Origin of the sequence: Brachybacterium sp. YJGR34 (assembly GCF_003347015.1) — a bacterium.
Classification (GTDB): domain Bacteria; phylum Actinomycetota; class Actinomycetes; order Actinomycetales; family Dermabacteraceae; genus Brachybacterium.
This window is the reverse complement of record NZ_PNFB01000003.1, coordinates 92,576-107,219: the sequence shown is the minus strand read 5'-3', so window position 1 is coordinate 107,219 and position 14,644 is coordinate 92,576. Positions and strand designations below refer to the sequence as shown.

16 protein-coding genes are annotated in these 14,644 nt (G+C 71.6%); 11 read left to right on the top strand and 5 right to left on the bottom strand.

Annotated elements, in window-relative coordinates:
• The first annotated feature begins 19 nt into the window (after positions 1–19).
• The 5 genes from CXH06_RS04355 to CXH06_RS04335 all read left to right on the top strand — a co-directional run bounded on the left by CXH06_RS04355 (position 20) and on the right by CXH06_RS04335 (position 3,563).
• Positions 20–661, top strand: a complete 642-nt coding sequence (locus CXH06_RS04355; RefSeq protein ID WP_114853933.1) for a response regulator transcription factor — start codon at positions 20–22, stop codon at positions 659–661.
• Positions 662–664: 3 nt separating this feature from the next.
• Positions 665–1,186: a GNAT family N-acetyltransferase gene (locus CXH06_RS04350; protein ID WP_198684003.1), complete on the top strand. Its 522-nt coding sequence runs from the start codon at positions 665–667 to the stop codon at positions 1,184–1,186.
• 15 nt (positions 1,187–1,201) lie between these two features.
• Entirely contained in the window at positions 1,202–2,215 is a 1,014-nt protein-coding gene (locus CXH06_RS04345; protein ID WP_114853932.1) for a BadF/BadG/BcrA/BcrD ATPase family protein, read from the top strand.
• A gap of 7 nt (positions 2,216–2,222) precedes the next feature.
• Positions 2,223–2,873: an HAD family hydrolase gene (locus CXH06_RS04340; protein ID WP_114853931.1), complete on the top strand. Its 651-nt coding sequence runs from the start codon at positions 2,223–2,225 to the stop codon at positions 2,871–2,873.
• A gap of 114 nt (positions 2,874–2,987) precedes the next feature.
• Positions 2,988–3,563 (top strand): dihydrofolate reductase family protein, encoded by a 576-nt coding sequence (locus CXH06_RS04335; RefSeq protein ID WP_114853930.1) that lies wholly within the window; start codon positions 2,988–2,990, stop codon positions 3,561–3,563.
• Positions 3,564–3,629: 66 nt separating this feature from the next.
• Here the strand turns inward: CXH06_RS04335 and CXH06_RS04330 are convergent, their stop codons facing one another.
• The gene (locus tag CXH06_RS04330; RefSeq protein WP_157975600.1) at positions 3,630–4,040 is read right to left on the bottom strand and encodes a hypothetical protein; all 411 of its coding nucleotides are present in this window, start codon (positions 4,038–4,040) and stop codon (positions 3,630–3,632) included.
• A gap of 331 nt (positions 4,041–4,371) precedes the next feature.
• On the opposite strand from CXH06_RS04330, the gene CXH06_RS04325 reads away from it, so the two are divergent.
• From CXH06_RS04325 to CXH06_RS04315, 3 genes are read left to right on the top strand one after another with little or no spacing between them, the layout of a single operon-like run.
• A complete protein-coding gene (locus CXH06_RS04325) occupies positions 4,372–5,394 on the top strand; it encodes an ATP-binding cassette domain-containing protein (RefSeq protein WP_114853928.1) in 1,023 nt (340 codons plus the stop codon).
• Complete coding sequence (locus CXH06_RS04320) at positions 5,391–6,188, top strand: ABC-2 family transporter protein (RefSeq protein WP_114853927.1); 798 nt, start codon at positions 5,391–5,393, stop codon at positions 6,186–6,188. The genes CXH06_RS04325 and CXH06_RS04320 overlap by 4 nt, the downstream gene beginning before the upstream one ends.
• Positions 6,185–6,979, top strand: a complete 795-nt coding sequence (locus CXH06_RS04315) for an ABC transporter permease (RefSeq protein WP_114853926.1) — start codon at positions 6,185–6,187, stop codon at positions 6,977–6,979. The genes CXH06_RS04320 and CXH06_RS04315 overlap by 4 nt, the downstream gene beginning before the upstream one ends.
• 45 nt (positions 6,980–7,024) lie before the next feature.
• Here the strand turns inward: CXH06_RS04315 and CXH06_RS04310 are convergent, their stop codons facing one another.
• Positions 7,025–8,230 (bottom strand): GrpB family protein, encoded by a 1,206-nt coding sequence (locus tag CXH06_RS04310; RefSeq protein WP_114853925.1) that lies wholly within the window; start codon positions 8,228–8,230, stop codon positions 7,025–7,027.
• 107 nt (positions 8,231–8,337) lie between these two features.
• Between CXH06_RS04310 and CXH06_RS04305 the strand changes: the two genes are divergently transcribed.
• Entirely contained in the window at positions 8,338–8,760 is a 423-nt protein-coding gene (locus CXH06_RS04305) for a VOC family protein (RefSeq protein WP_114853924.1), read from the top strand.
• On the top strand, positions 8,753–9,676 hold the full coding sequence (locus CXH06_RS04300) for an aminoglycoside phosphotransferase family protein (RefSeq protein ID WP_232820195.1): 924 nt from the start codon (positions 8,753–8,755) through the stop codon (positions 9,674–9,676). The genes CXH06_RS04305 and CXH06_RS04300 overlap by 8 nt, the downstream gene beginning before the upstream one ends.
• Positions 9,677–9,679: 3 nt before the next feature.
• Here the strand turns inward: CXH06_RS04300 and CXH06_RS04295 are convergent, their stop codons facing one another.
• Together CXH06_RS04295 and CXH06_RS04290 are read right to left on the bottom strand one after the other, a co-directional pair.
• The gene (locus tag CXH06_RS04295) at positions 9,680–10,552 is read right to left on the bottom strand and encodes a bifunctional NUDIX hydrolase family protein/GNAT family N-acetyltransferase (protein ID WP_114853922.1); all 873 of its coding nucleotides are present in this window, start codon (positions 10,550–10,552) and stop codon (positions 9,680–9,682) included.
• A 16-nt stretch (positions 10,553–10,568) separates the two neighbouring features.
• Positions 10,569–11,795: an MFS transporter gene (locus tag CXH06_RS04290; RefSeq protein ID WP_114853921.1), complete on the bottom strand. Its 1,227-nt coding sequence runs from the start codon at positions 11,793–11,795 to the stop codon at positions 10,569–10,571.
• Between the two features lie 148 nt (positions 11,796–11,943).
• Here CXH06_RS04290 and CXH06_RS04285 point away from each other — a divergent pair, with 148 nt between their 5' ends.
• Positions 11,944–12,606: a carbonic anhydrase gene (locus tag CXH06_RS04285; RefSeq protein ID WP_114853920.1), complete on the top strand. Its 663-nt coding sequence runs from the start codon at positions 11,944–11,946 to the stop codon at positions 12,604–12,606.
• Positions 12,607–12,618: 12 nt separating this feature from the next.
• On the opposite strand, the gene CXH06_RS04280 is transcribed toward CXH06_RS04285, so the two are convergent.
• Positions 12,619–14,643 carry an MDR family MFS transporter gene (locus CXH06_RS04280; RefSeq protein ID WP_114853919.1) on the bottom strand — a complete coding sequence of 675 codons (2,025 nt, stop codon included), beginning with the start codon at positions 14,641–14,643 and terminating at the stop codon, positions 12,619–12,621.
• Position 14,644: the final 1 nt, after the last annotated feature.

Sequence of the window (14,644 nt, the reverse complement as noted above, 5' to 3'; positions counted from 1 at the left end):
CCCGGGCAAGGAGGCCACCATGAGCCGACGGCATGGCGCCGCGCTGGACCTGCAGGACCTGCCGCCCGCCGTCGCCGCCGCCCTGGAGGCGGCGCTCGACGGCGAGGAGGTCACGCTCTCCCGCGCCGGAGAGCCGCTGGGCACGCTCGTGGTCCGCTCCTCGATCCTCGAGGGCTCGATCATCGGCGGCCCGGCGCCGCCGCCCGAGCGGCGGCAGGTCCCTGAGGGCGTGACCGTGGTGGCGACGGCCATGGAGCTCTCCGAGCGCGTGCGCGGGCACCTGGCCGAGGGGCTGGGAACGGACTACCTGGTGCTCGATCTCCACGAGGCCCCGCCATCGGCCGACGTGCTGCTGGTCCCGCCGATCAGCCCCCAGCTGCTCGATGCGCTGCGCGACCGCTTCCCCACGGCGCGCGTGCTGGTCACGGAGATCGAGGACGAGGAGCTGGACGTCCACTACCGGGGCCCGGTCAGCCGGATGCTTGCGGCGGGCGCCTCCGGCTACCTGCCGCCGCGCCCGATCGCGGAGCTCGCCCTCACCGTCCACGCCCACCTCGCCCGCCTGGACCTGCTCGCGGTCGCGGCCGCCCCTCGGACCTCCCCGACGAGCGCGCAGCTCGAGGACAGATCGCACCGCGGGCCGGCGACCAGCGAGGAATGAGCCGTGCCCGCGCCCGACATCCTCCTGCGCCCCTGCGCCGCCGGTGACCTCGAGCCCCTCGAGTGCTGGGCGGCGACGGGAAACTCCCGCACTCACGAGCAGCGCTTCGCCCGGCAGCTCGCCGGCACCAGCACCTACTTCCTCGCGACTCTGCGGGAGGGCCCGGACGCGTTCGTGGGCTCGGCGGAGATCCGCTGGGACGGCTGCCTCGATGAGGCCGTGCCCCGCTGCCCCGAGATCAACGGCCTGCAGGTCTGGCCCGAGGAGCTGCAGTCCCGCGGCATCGGCACCGCAATGCTCGACCTGCTCGAGCAGAAGGCGCGGGAACGCGGGCACCAGATGCTGGGCCTCGGCGTCACCGAGGACGGCCCGAAGCGGCTCTACCTGCGCCGCGGCTACGAAGACACCGGCATCGACTACGTCGACCGCTACACGTGGATCGACGAGCACCTCATCGAGCACCACGTCGCCGACCCGGCGCGGTGGATGGCCAAGCGGCTTCGGACCCCAGCCGGTGCTCCATGACATAGGTTCGTCGCCATGATCCAGGCGAGGACGCAGGACCAGTACGTGATCGGCCTCGACGCCGGCGGCACCCACACCCGCGTGGGCTGCTTCGGCCTCGACGGGACGCGGCTCGCCGACGCCGTCGGAGGTGGCGGAGCGCCGCATCACAACGACGACGCGCGGGAGAACGTCCGCGGTGCGATCGCGGCCGCCCTGGAGCGAGGGGACCTCGATCCGGCGAAGGCCACGGGCCTGGCCGCCGGGATCGCGGGATTCCCGCGCAGCGGCTCGAACCAGGACGGCGGCGATCGGGGATACATCACCGGCATGGTCGACCTCGAGGAGCTGAGCTGCACGAAGGTCGTCGTCAACGACGCGGTCATCGCCCACCGTGGCGCTCTCTCCGGGCGAGCGGGCATCGTCGTGGTCGCGGGCACCGGGTCGATGATCCTCGGGATCGACGAGCAGGGCACCGAGACCGAGAGCGGCCAGCTCGGGCATTACGCCGGCGCCGCGCGGCACCTCGTGCACGACGTGGTCCAGCGGATCCTCGTGGGCGACGCGGCGCCGACGGACCCACTGCTGCCCGCGACGCTCGAGCACTTCGGCGCCGCCGACATCCCCGCGCTCCGCGCGGCGGTGCTCGCGCGCTCCGCGGCGGACCGCAACGATGCCAAGCGTCTCTACGGCGACCTCGCACCGCAGGTCACCGCCCTGGCCGAGGACTCCGAGCTCGCCGGCGACGCCCTGGACGACCTGGTCGCACGCACGGCGCGCGGTGTCCGGCTGCTCGCCCCCGTGGTGGGCGGCACGACGATCCCCGTGGCCTGCACCGGCTCCCTCGCCTCCGCACCGAGCTTCCGTGGACGGCTCGAGCAGCTCCTCGAGTGCAGCGAGCCGAGACGCTTCGAGCCGGTCACGCCGCGCCTGGACCCGCTGGGCGGGGCCGCGCTCCTCGCGCTCGAGGCCGCCGGCGTCGCGCCCGACGACCGCGCGATCGACCGCGTGGCGGGACGGCAGAGTTTCCCTGCCGGGACCGCTCGATAGGCGCGCGATGCTGCTGCTCCTGGATCTGGACAACACCCTGGTGGACCGCGACGGCGCCTTCGAGCGCTGGGCCGCGGATTTCGTCGCCGCCCAGGGTGGCACCGCCGAGGACCTCGACTGGCTGCTCAGCACGGACGGTCACGGCTACACGCATCGCGCCGTTCTCGCCGACGGCCTGATCGAACGCCTCTCCATGACCGCTTCCCGGGATGAGCTCGTGCACACCCTGCTGCACGACCACGTCGATGCCGTGCGCTGCTACGACGTGCTGCTCGAGCACCTGCGCGCGCTGCATCGCGACGGCCACACCCTCGTCGTCGTCACCAATGGCACCGTCGCCCAGCAGACTCGGAAGCTGCAGGTGAGCGGGCTGTCCGAGGTCGTGAATCGGGTGGTGATCTCCGAGGCGGTAGCGGCTAAGAAGCCGTCGGCCGGGATCTTCGCCGCCGCCCTGGACGGCTTCGCCGGGGACCGGGCGCCCTGGATGATCGGGGACCACGTCCGGGCCGACATCTTGGGCGGGCAGCAGGCCGGGTGCCGCACAGGGTGGGTGAGCCACGACCGGCCCTGGACCGGGGACGAGCCGCCGACGCTCCGGGCGCGCACCACACTCGAGGTGCTCGAGCGGATCTCGAGCCGAGAGGACGCAAGCGTATGACCAGGCAAGCCGCTTCGCGTCAACGCTTGAAAGCTCGGCAGACTCGGGACATGCTGTAGCCCGCATCACAGGTCGGTCCGGAGCGGTTCCGGGCGCAGGAAGCAAGGAGCGCAGATGGCGAGGCAGCTGGTCTGGACGGGTTTCATGTCGGTCGACGGGATCGTCGACTCCCCCGGAAGCGAGGCGGAGGGACACCGCAGCGGCGGATGGGTGATGCGAACCCCGTTCGTCCCCGAGGCCTTCGCGCTCAAGGCCGAGGAGCTCGAGGAGACCTCCGCCCTGATGTTCGGCCGGCGCAGCTACGAGGTCTTCGCCCCGATCTGGCGTGACTCCGAGGACCACGCCGCCTACCGGGACCTGCCCAAGCACATCGTCTCCACCACCCTGGAGGAGGACGCCCTGATCGAGGGCTGGGGCGATCTGGACATCCTCCGCTCCACCGAGGAGGTCGCCGCGCTCAAGGACGGCGACGGCGGGGCGATCTTCCTCCACGGCAGCGCCGAGCTGGCCCGGAATCTCGCCCGGGCGGGCCTCATCGACCGCTACCACCTGCTGGTCTTCCCGCTGCTGCTGGGCGCGGGCAAGAGCGTGTTCGACCACATCGACCGGGAGGCGCAGAACCTCTCCCTTCGCTGCACCGAGGGTTACGCCAACGGGGTCGTCAAGCTGGTCTACGACGTGGTGCACTGAACGGCCAGCGCCGCCTCGATCACCGCGAAGCGTACAGCTGCACCTCTCTCCCTGAGAGGTGGTTTCCTATCCATCGAGGCGTGGCCACTGCGGACACGAGAGGTCGATCCTGCCGAGGGTTACCTCCCAGATCATCACCGGTTCCACGGTGTTCTGCCGCCATGTCATGGCCCCGGTCGGGTCGTCGAAGACGGCCAGCGGCGAAGGGCTCATGGCGGCGACGGCCTCTCCGAGCGCCGTGTCCACGGCGACCCAGACCCTCGATGCGCCGTATCCGGGAGCAGAGCCGATATACGGTACAACCTCCCAGGTCAGGGAGACCTCGTGGCTGTCCCTATCCAGCGCCTGCGCCTCCTCCTCGGTGTGCACGGCACCCGCCAAGGATTCATAGTCTCCGGTCACCTCGGCAACGGTGCTGGGGATCCTTCGGAACACCAGGACGCACGATCCTGCCGTGGTTTCAGTTGTCGGGCTCATGATGCGCATTGTCCACGGCCGTATGCACTGCCGCCTCAACCGAGCCCCATGCTTCTGGTCGACCTGGCAGGTGCCGTGGACTCGTCGACGGGCTGACGGGCGACCCTGGGCGGGCGCGGCCCCCAAGCCCGTGGACGCCACCCCGCCGGCGACGTACGATCTCCTCGTGCATCTCGTGACACCTAACGCGGGCCGCTAGGCCCGCCCGTCCCACCTCCCCCTGCCCACGGAGACGTGCAGGGGGCCCGGATGATGCGCCGGCTGGCGGCAGAGTCAGCATTTCTCCCGGTCATCGCGGCACCGCCGCGCGCTCAGAGATCCAAGGCGCTTCATGTCCCCTGCACAGTCCCCCTCGTCCACCGAGCCCGTCATCCGGGCCTCCTCCCTGTCCAAGTCCTATCGCCGCCATCATCAGGATCCCGGGATCCGCGGGGCGCTGCGCGCCTTCGTCGGCCGGCGCACCGAGCACCATCAGGCGCTCGCCCCGCTCGATCTCGAAATCGCCCCGGGCGAGTTCGTGGGCCTGCTGGGTCCCAACGGCGCCGGCAAGACCACCCTGGTCAAGCTGTGCTGCGGCCTGGTCCGCCCCACCGGCGGCACCGTGCGGGTGCTCGGCCACGAGCCGGCACGGCGACGCGCCGAGTTCCTGCAGTCCATCGGCGTGGTGTTCGGCCAGAAGTCGATGCTGTGGTGGGACGTCCCCACCGCCGACTCGATGCTCGTCCACCGGGCGATGTACGCCCTGGACGGGCCCACCTACCGTCGGCGCCTCGGCGAGCTCACCGAGGTGCTCGACCTCCACGAGGTGCTCGACGTCCCGGTGCGTCATCTCAGCCTCGGCGAGCGCATGCGCTGCGAGCTGGCGCTGTCCCTGCTGCATTCGCCGCCGCTGCTGTTCGCCGACGAACCCTCGATCGGCCTGGACGTCACGGCGAAGCTGGCGCTGCGCTCGATGCTCGCCCGCACCAATCGGGTCCTGGGCACCACCATCGTCCTGACCAGCCACGACATGGACGACGTCGAGGCCCTGTGCCGACGGATCCTGCTGATCTCCGGCGGGCACTTGACCTTCGACGGGGATCTGGCCGGGCTCCGAGCACGGCTGGCGCCCCGTCGGCAGATCCGTGCCGTGCTCGATCATCCGCCGCGCACCGAGGATCTGCCCGCCGGCGCCGGCCTCGATGGCTCGCAGACCGTGGTCCTCGAGGCGACGGAGGAGGAGCTCGAGGGCGCGGTGGCCGCGGTCCTCGCCCTCGGCGGGCTCCGGGATCTCAGCGTGCAGGAGGTCGATCTCGACGTGGTGATGGACCGTGCCTACACCGAGCAGGCCGGTGCCGGGAGGCAGGAGCGATGAGCATGCTGCTCGCGACCGGAGCGGCGCTCGTGGCCAGGGAGCTGACCGTCACGCTCACGCACCGCGCCTGGGTGGTGCTGCTCCAGCTGGGCGGGGTCGTCCCGCCGGTGGTCTCGCTCGTGGTGTGGACCGGTGCGATCGCGCAGGGCGCCACCCCGCCGGTGCCACCGGACCGCATCGTCACCTGGTTCGTGCTGGTCGCAGTGGTCTCCATGGTCACCTCGAGCTGGACCGCGGCCTTCCTCGCCGAGGACATCCGCACCGGCGGCCTCTCGATCTGGCTGGTCCGTCCCTGCCCGGCCCTCGCCCACCTGGTCGCCAACAATGTGGCGGAGAAGGCGGTGAAGATCGTGGTCCTGCTGCCGATGGTGGCGGGACTCGGCGTCGTGTTCCGCGCGCAGGTGACCCTCCCCCGTGACCCCGCGGTCTGGCTGGCGGCGATGGCGGCGCTGGTGTGCGCCGGGATCCTCACCTTCGCGCTGGACGTGCTGATCGGCTGCCTCGCGTTCTGGTTCGAGGACGTCGAGGGGGTCCAGTCCCTCGTGCTCCTCGTCCAGCGGCTGCTCTCCGGAGCGGTGGTCCCGCTGATGCTGCTGCCGGGGCCGGTGCAGGAGGCCCTGCGATTCCAGCCCTTCCGCTTCACGCTCTCCTTCCCGTTGGAGATCCTCACCGGCTCCGGCGTCGCCGAGCGTGCGGACTGGCTCGCGATGCTCGGCTGGACCGGCGCCGCGGTCGCCGCGGTGATGCTGGTGTGGAGGCTGGGCGTGCGCCGCTACGAGGCGGCCGGGGCATGAGCGGGCGCATCCTGCGATGGTGGCTGGCCTGCTGGCGCCAGGCGATCAGCCGCGACCTGCAGTTCCGCACTCAGACCCTCCTCATCGCGCTGGGCGCCGTGGTCGACGTCGCGATCTCCCTGGTGCCCGCGCTGGTGATCGCCCAGACGGCCCGGACGGCCGAGGGCGGATGGGACGAGGCCACAGCCGTGCTCGTGGTCGGACTGTTCACGCTGGCCACGGCGCTGCTGGATGCCGTGATCGGCCCGAACCTGCTGCGCCTGGACAGTGCCGTGCGCACCGGGGAGCTGGATCTGCTGCTGATCCGGCCGATCCCCGGCCTGCTCGCCCTCACCCTGCGCTGGGTCCGTCCGGCGGAGCTGACACGCCTGCTCGTGGGCGCGGCGCTCGTGGTGGGTGCGTTCGCGACGGCCGACGCCGCGCCCACGCTCGGCGCGGTCGCCGGGTGCCTGTTGCTGATGGGGCTGGGGACGGTGGCGTGGGCGCTGTTCTGGGTCAATGCGAGCTTCCTGTCCTTCTGGTGGAGCTCCGCGGAACCGGCCCAGCAGATAGTCGGTGCGCTCCGGGAGGCGGGTCAGTACCCGCGGGCGGCGTTCCGACGCCTGCCGCTGCTCGGCTTCACCACCCTCGTCCCCTCCCTGCTGATCGCGACGCTGCCCGCGCAGGTGCTCCTGGGCGGTGAGCTGGCCGGCCCGCTGGTCGGGACGGCGGCAGTGGTGGGACTCGGGGGCGGGCTGACCGCCGTCCACTGGCGCCTCGCCCTGCGCCGTTACGACAGCGCGAGCAGCTGAGGTCGAGGAGGCCGGGGCCCCTGTGCTCGCGCCGGCGCCGATCGCTCAGCCGCGGCACGCCCTCCCTCGGGCGATCACCGCCTCCAGGCCTCCGGGAGAGGGGAGGAACGTCGGATCGACCTCGGCACGCACCGCGCCGTAGTGGTCGTACACCGCTCGAGCGGTCGCAGGGGCGAGCGGCGAGCTCAGCAGGGACAGTCCATCGGCTGCTCGCCGATCCTCGTCGGTCGCCGTGCGATGGTGGGTTGTGGAGGCAGATCGGTCCGCGGCGAGCATCCGGTGGACGAGCGACTCGCGGAAGATCCCCAGCACCAGATGGAGACCGATCAGGTCGCTTCCGCGTCCGAACCTCACTGCCGCGAGAGCAGCGTCGAAGCGGACCGCATTGTCCTCGGGCGGCTCCGGCAGCAGCACCTCGGCGCCGGTGACCCCGAGGTCGATGCGCCGACCGTCCTCGAGCACGGTGCGCACCACCTGCTGACGCTCGTCCTGCACGGCCTGATAGGCCCAGATCCGCGAGCCGAGCGCCGTCTCGAGATGGAACGTCTCGCCGGCCCGGACAGACACATCGAGGTCGCTCCAGCTATCCATGGACGCTGGTACCAGCACGGAACCGTACGGTTCGACCTCCGCCTCCGGGAGGTTCCTCCGCAACGCGGCAAGGGAGGCGTCCTGCCATGGTGAGGGAGCGCCAGATGCGGCCGCGGCGGACGTTCTCGAGTGGGACCACACCCGCGCCTGCTCCAGAAGGCCGTCGACGACCGCGAGCTTGCGGTCCACGTATTCGGAGCGGTGTTGAGCGTGCTGCCGAGCCAGCGCCTGCTTCGCTTCCTCGTAGCGCTCCCTCGCCTCGGGCACCGCATGAAGGAAATCGCGGAACAGCAGGTATTCGTCCCAGGTCGCCGATCCTCGCAGCACGACGTGGAGGTGATGCGTCCGGTGATCGTCGACGATCCGCGCGAAGAAGGCGTGCTCCGGGTCGTCGGCGAAAGACGCCGGGGCATAGATGAAGCCGAGGTCCCGCAGCTGCTCGAGGACCCGCGGCTCGAGAACCGCCGACATGTCCTCGACACCCACAGCGATGTCGATGGTGTCCTTCGAGGAGAGCCCCGGGACGCTGGTGGAGCCGACGTGCTCGATGACCGCATCCGGGATGGCCGCGCTCAGCTGGGCGGCGATGGCCGCGAACCGCGCGGGCCACTCGTCGTTGTAGGGGATCAGCTCGACCACGTTGTGAGCACGGTCCATCATGGCTCCACGCTACCTGTGCCGCACCCGGTCTTCCCCGTGTCGGTCCGTGCCCCTACGCTCGTCGTGAGCGCTCGCACCGAGCGGGCGCCGCCGTCGAGGAGGACATCATGCCCGCCGCCCTGCACCCCTACCTCAACTTCCCCGGGACCTCGCGCGAGGCCTTCGAGTTCTACGGCCAGGCCCTCGGGACCGCTCCCCAGTTCGTGACCTTCGGGGAGGCCGGCGCCGTGCCCGCCGATCATCCCGAGGCGGACAAGGTCATGCACGGCTCCCTCGAGGTCACCGACCTCATCCGCCTCTACACCGCCGATGTCATCGAGGGCATGTCCCCCGAAGGCCACGTACAGGGGAACAACGTGACCCTCTCGCTGATGGGCGATGACGAGTCCGTGCTGCGCAGCGCCTTCGAGAAGCTCTCCGAGGGCGGAACCATCGTCATGCCGCTGGAGAAGCAGATGTGGGGCGACGTGTACGGCTCCATCACGGACCGCTTCGGGATCGTCTGGCAGGTCAACATCTCCGGTGCCTGAGCCCGCCACGCGGCACGGCCGGGACGGCGCCGCGATCACGGTGCCTCCGTCATTCCGCGCCATGCCGCGCTGGTGGCACGACGTCGCGGGCAGGGAGTGGCTGGACCGCCTTCCCGGCCTGGTCTCCGCGCACTGCGCACGATGGGGGCTGGTGGTCGACGGGCCATGCCGGCACGGGTCGAACGCCCTGGTCGTCCCCGTGCTCCAGGGCTCGCGTCCGGCCGTGCTCCGGCTCTCGCCGCCCGGGGACGACATCGCCGGTGAGGTCGCCGCCCTCGCCCACTGGGACGGCCGCGGCGTCGTGAAGCTGCTCGCGGCGGATCCAGCGGAAGGGTCGATGCTGCTCGAACGGCTCGACCCTTCTCGCTCGCTGGCCACGACGCCCCTCCCGGAGGCCGCCGCCACCCTCGGGCGCCTCGCGCGGGAGCTGGCCGTGCCCGCTCCGGAGGACGTGCTCAGCACGAGCGAGATCGCCGCCGAGGAGGCGGCGCACTTCGAGCGGCGATGGCAGGCGCTGCACGAGCCGGTTCCCGAGGTGCTCCTGACCGCCGCGACGGCCGCCGCCCGCCGTCGCGCGGACTGCGACCCCGGGAGCTCCTCGGTCGACGGCGACCTGCACTACGAGCAGGTCCTCACCGGGGAGCGCCACCGCTGGACGGTGGTCGATCCCGTGCTGCTGTGCGGCGACATCGAGTACGACATCGGCCGGGCCCTGTGGTCCCGACTGGACGAGATGCCCGAGGATCGCGACGTGCACCGCGCCGTCGAGGCGTTCGTGGCCGCGGCCGGCGTGCCCCGATCGAGGGCGCGGGACTGGGTGCTGGTGCGCTCGATGTCCTACCTGCTGTGGGGGCTCGAGCGCGGACTCACCGAGGATCCTCCGCGCTGTCACCGCCTGCTGGAGCTGTTCGCCTGACCCTCAGCGGAAGGCCTTCTTGAGGTAGGTCGCCGAGCGCTCGTACTCGATCGCCGTGTAGAAGGCCTCGGCCCGCCGGGTCGCGACGGCGAGGTAGGCGACGTCCCCATGACGGCGCGCCCACTGTTCGGCGGCGTCCATGAGGGCGTGCCCGATCCCCTCGCCCCGTCGGCTCCCGTCCACCATCAGCTCCTCGACCCAGCCGATCGCGCCGTCGGCGTGGAAGGCCGGGTGGACGAGCACATGGACGTACCCGAGGAGGTGATCCCCATCGGCCGCGACGATCACGCGCGCATCGGGGTCCTCGAGAATCCGGTCCAGCGCCGCACCGAAGCCCTCCCGCGTCGGCTCGTACGAGGTGGCGAGCGCGGAGGCGAGGGGCCACAGCGCCGCGGCGTCCTCGGGGCCCGCCGCGCGAAGCGTCACCCCGTGCTCCTGTCCCGACACGAGCCCGTCGGCCGCCGTCGGCGACGGGACGAGGGACGTGCTCATGACGCGGCGCACCGCCGTCAGCGCCCCCTCCGGCACCAGTCCGATGCACTCCACCTGCGACAGCGGCACCCACGCGGGCTCGTAGAGGTTCACCGCATCGCCGCGATCGAGCTCGGGCCCACCCAGCACGGGCGTCGCGAAGGACGTGCGGACCCGCGCGTACAGCGCCGGGGCGTCGGACTCGACCGGCACCGGCAGCATCTCAGCGAGCACGCCCGCCAGCCCGGTCTCCTCGGCGAGCTCACGCAGCCAGGCCTCGGGCACGCTCTCGCCCTCCTCCACGCCACCGCCCGGCAGCACCGTGTACTCGCGGCCGTTCTTCTGGCGACGGATGACGAGCAAGTGATCGTCCTCGACCACGACGGCGACGGCTCTCAGGCGCATCGCCCCACGCTACCGCTCAGCGGCTCGGCGCGAGCTCCTCGTCGTCCTCGTCCTCCCCGGCCCGCTCCGGGGCCGGCGGCCGGGACGCCGTCGCGGGGGCGAGCAGGGCGGCCAGCAGGACCACGGCCAACGGCACCACGAGCGCGCCACGCAGCCCGATCTGCTCCCCGAGCAGTCCCAGGGTGGGCGGGCCCACGAGGAAGGCGAGGTACCCGATGGTGGAGGCGAGCGCCACGCGGGCGGCGGGGTTCTCCCCGGAGTCGCCGGCGGCGGAGAGGGCGAGCGGGAAGCCGAGCGAGGCGCCCAGGCCCCACAGCACCACGGCGCCCACGGCCACGCCCTGGTGGTCGACGTAGGCGATCAGCGCCAGGCCGGTCGCAGCGAAGAGAGCACTGGCCAGGAGCACCCGGGAGCGGCCCACGCGGGCCACGATCGGCCCGCCCGCGAAGCGGCCCACGGTCATCGAGGCGGCGAAGATCGCGAACACCGCCGATCCCATCGTGGCGCCGAAGCCGTGCCCGTCGACCATCACCAGCGGCAGCCAGTCGTTCGCGGTGCCCTCGGCGAGCGCCATGGCCAGGACGATGCCGCCGATGAGCACCAGCCGGGTGTCCTTCCAGATCGCGGGCCGCGGAGTGGACGCCTGCCGGGCGCGCTCCGTCGCGGAGATCCGTCCGGTCCCCGCCGCGATGGCCGGCATCGCCCAGGCCAGCAGGCCCGCGCCGATCACCCCGGTCAGCACCAGGTGGGCGACCACGGAGAAGCCCGTGGCATTGGCGAGGATCCCCAGTCCCGCGCCGATCACGGTGCCGAGGCTGAAACAGCCGTGCAGGGCGGGGAGGAAGGGCCGGCCTCCCTGCGCCTCGACATCGGCGCCCTCGACGTTCATCGCCACCTCGCCGCCGCCCATGCCGCCGCCGAACAGGGCGAGGCCGGCGGCGGTCAGCATGGGCATCCCCAGGGCGGCGCCGATGGCGATGGTGGGCATGGCCAGCACGATCAGCAGGGAGCCGGCCAGCACGACGGGCCGGGTGCCCCAGCGCATGACGAGCGGTCCGGAGCTGAGGATCCCGGCCATCGAGCCGATCGACAGCCCGAAGAGCACCAGCCCCATCTGGGCGATCGAGGCGTCCAGCAGGTCGCGCACGGCCGGGGTGCGGGTCACCCAGGCGGACATGCTCAGACCGGGCAGCAGGAACAGGGCGTACAACGCCCAGCGGCGCCGGCGCAGGGTGACGGGCACGAGGTCTCCTCGGGGAGTGCGGGGCAATCCGAGGGGCGGCGCACGGCCGGCGGCACTCGGTCGTCCCACGGTACGCGAGCGCCGGGCCCGTCGTCGCGCAGGAGTATTCTGAGCCGGCATCCCGCAGAACGACCTCAAGGAGCTCACCATGCCCTCTCCCCGTGTCACCGTCCAGCAGGCCTGGGACGACCTCGCGCAGGGCAATGAGCGTTTCATGGCCGGGCAGCTGCTGCACCCCCAGCAGAACGCCGCCCGCCGCAGCGAGCTCCGCGGCAGCCAGGCCCCGAATGCGGCCTTCCTGGGCTGCTCGGACTCCCGGGTCGCGGCGGAGATCCTCTTCGACTGCGGTCTGGGCGACCTCTTCGTGGTGCGCAACATCGGGCAGATCGCCAACGACAACACCACCGCGACCATGGAGTACGCCGTCGCCGAACTGGGCGTCGCCGTGATCGTTGTGCTCGCCCACGGCTCCTGCGGCGCGGTGAAGGCCGCGATCGACCAGACCACCGCCACCCCCGGGGAGGTCACCCCGGCGATCAAGGCGGAGCTGCGCCAGATCCAGCCGGCGGTCCAGCAGGAGTGGTTCGCGACCCAGCAGGTCAGCCCCTACGTCGATGCCGAGCACATCGACGTCGACGCCGTCGGACGGCGACACCTCGATGCGACGATCAACGCGCTCATGCGGCGCTCCCGCGTCATCAGCGACGCCGTCGCCCGCGGCGAGCTGGGGATCGTCGGCTGCCAGTACCAGCTCGAGGAGGGCCGGGTCTCCCCGATCTCCTGGGTGGGGCAGGTGGACGTCACCCGCTGAGTGCACGGCGCGTCAGCGCGCCGCCGACTCCGGGACGGGGAGCTCCTCGTCCTCGACCAGACGCCGGGCGAGCTGATCGAGCGCCTGATCCAGCTCCTCGTCGCCTTCGCCCCAGTCGGACAGCTCGGAGCCGATCCACTCCCGGAAGGCGGTCTCCACCAGGTCCAGCTCGGCCTGGCCGGCGGAAGTGAGCTGATAGCCGGAGGCGTCCCCGCGGAGGTACCCCGCGCCCACCGCCTGGGCGAAGGCAGGGGCCAGCACCGCGGAGGGGATCCGGACCCGCGCGGCGATCGCGGCCAGGCCCGTGTCCGCGCCGATCCTCTGGCGGATGCTGACCTGCCGGACGCACCAGGCTGAGGCCCCGTCCATCGCCGTCCGTGAGGCCCGGCGGATCTCCGCGAAGGTCTCCGGGGGCTGAACCCGCAGGTGGTGGGCGACCGCCCGTTGCAGGGCGCGCTGGTCGTCCTCGTGACCGGCCATCGCGAACCCGTCGCCCACATCGGTCGCGGCCGCCCGGTGGGAGTCGCGCAGCGGCACCTCCTTGAGGAACAGGGACAGCACGAAGGCCAGCAGCGCCACCGGCACCACTGCGAGGAAGACGGTCTGCAGTGCATCGGCGTAGGCGTCCACGATCGGCGCCCGCTGCGCATCGGTGAGCTGATCCAGGACGCTCGGGGAGACGCTGTTGGGATCGATCTGGCGCGGATCGAGACCGGCCTGGGTCACCGCCTGCGGCAGCTCGTCCCGCAGCGAGCTCGCGTACACCGTTCCCATCAGCGAGGTCCCGAACGATCCGCCGAGCGTCCGGAAGAAGGTCACGCCGGAGGTGGCGACCCCCAGGTCCGAGTAATCGCTGGTGTTCTGCACGATCAGCGTCAGCACCTGCATCGACAGGCCGATGCCGAGTCCCAGCACCAGCAGCGACGCCGACATCATCAGGGTCGAGGTCCCCGCGTCCATCCGCGACAGCAGGAACAGCCCGAACGCCATGGTCAGGGAGCCGAGCACTGGGAAGATCCGGTACCGGCCGGTTCTGCCCACGATCGTTCCGGCCAGGATCGAGGTGGTCAGCATGCCTGCCACCATCGGCAGCGTGTGCAGACCGGAGCCGGTCGCGGAGATGCCCTTGACGTACTGCATGTACGTGGGCAGGAAGGTCATCGAGCCGAGCATCGCGAAGCCCACCACGAAGGACAGCACCACGCAGATGCTGAAGACCTGGAAGCGGAAGAGCCGCAGCGGGAGGATGGGGGCGGGGGCGCGGGATTCGACCACGAGGAAGATCGTCAGAGCGACCGCCGCGCCCACGAACAGCCCGATGATCGTCGGCGACGCCCACGGGTACTGCGTCCCGCCCCAGCTCACGGCGAGCGTCAGCGCCGAGGCGCCGAGCGCGATGAACACGATGCCCAGGTAGTCGATCGGGGGACGCTCGGTCCTGCTGATCCTCGGGATGGTCGCGGCGGCGACCGCGATCACCAGGATGCCGAGCGGCAGGTTGATGTAGAACGCCCACCGCCAGGACAGATGATCGGTGAACAGCCCGCCCAGCAGCGGGCCGATCACCGTGGAGACGCCGAAGACGGCGCCCAGAGCACCCTGGTACCTGCCGCGATCGCGCAGGGGGACGACGTCGGCGATCAGCGCGGTCGCGGTGACGGTGATGCCCCCGGCGCCGATGCCCTGGACGGCGCGCCAGACGATCAGCCACAGCATGTCCTCGGACAGACCGCAGGCCGCCGAGGCGCCGACGAAGACGCCCGCGCTGAGCTGCAGGATCAGCTTGCGTCCGAAGAGGTCACCGAACTTCCCGGCCAGGATCACGGTCACGGTCTGGGTGAGCAGGTAGGCGGAGACCACCCAGGAGAGATGGTCCGCGCCGCCGACGTCGGCCACGATCGTCGGCAGCGCCGTGGAGACGATCGTCTGATCCAGGGAGGAGATCAGCATCGCCAGCATCACCGTGCCGAAGATCAGATTGATCCGGCGACGGGACAGCTGGCTGGACAGGGCCGTTCCCACCGCTGCGTCGGGCATG

What these genes read in the sequence shown, in the direction of transcription:
- CXH06_RS04355 (WP_114853933.1), top strand. Translation starts at nt 20, where the DNA reads ATGAGCCGACGGCATGGCGCCGCGCTGGACCTGCAGGACCTGCCGCCC.
- CXH06_RS04345 (WP_114853932.1), top strand. Translation starts at nt 1,202, where the DNA reads ATGATCCAGGCGAGGACGCAGGACCAGTACGTGATCGGCCTCGACGCC.
- CXH06_RS04340 (WP_114853931.1), top strand. Translation starts at nt 2,223, where the DNA reads ATGCTGCTGCTCCTGGATCTGGACAACACCCTGGTGGACCGCGACGGC.
- CXH06_RS04335 (WP_114853930.1), top strand. Translation starts at nt 2,988, where the DNA reads ATGGCGAGGCAGCTGGTCTGGACGGGTTTCATGTCGGTCGACGGGATC.
- CXH06_RS04330 (WP_157975600.1), bottom strand. Translation starts at nt 4,040, where the DNA reads ATGAGCCCGACAACTGAAACCACGGCAGGATCGTGCGTCCTGGTGTTC.
- CXH06_RS04325 (WP_114853928.1), top strand. Translation starts at nt 4,372, where the DNA reads ATGTCCCCTGCACAGTCCCCCTCGTCCACCGAGCCCGTCATCCGGGCC.
- CXH06_RS04320 (WP_114853927.1), top strand. Translation starts at nt 5,391, where the DNA reads ATGAGCATGCTGCTCGCGACCGGAGCGGCGCTCGTGGCCAGGGAGCTG.
- CXH06_RS04315 (WP_114853926.1), top strand. Translation starts at nt 6,185, where the DNA reads ATGAGCGGGCGCATCCTGCGATGGTGGCTGGCCTGCTGGCGCCAGGCG.
- CXH06_RS04310 (WP_114853925.1), bottom strand. Translation starts at nt 8,230, where the DNA reads ATGATGGACCGTGCTCACAACGTGGTCGAGCTGATCCCCTACAACGAC.
- CXH06_RS04305 (WP_114853924.1), top strand. Translation starts at nt 8,338, where the DNA reads ATGCCCGCCGCCCTGCACCCCTACCTCAACTTCCCCGGGACCTCGCGC.
- CXH06_RS04295 (WP_114853922.1), bottom strand. Translation starts at nt 10,552, where the DNA reads ATGCGCCTGAGAGCCGTCGCCGTCGTGGTCGAGGACGATCACTTGCTC.
- CXH06_RS04285 (WP_114853920.1), top strand. Translation starts at nt 11,944, where the DNA reads ATGCCCTCTCCCCGTGTCACCGTCCAGCAGGCCTGGGACGACCTCGCG.
- CXH06_RS04280 (WP_114853919.1), bottom strand. Translation starts at nt 14,643, where the DNA reads ATGCCCGACGCAGCGGTGGGAACGGCCCTGTCCAGCCAGCTGTCCCGT.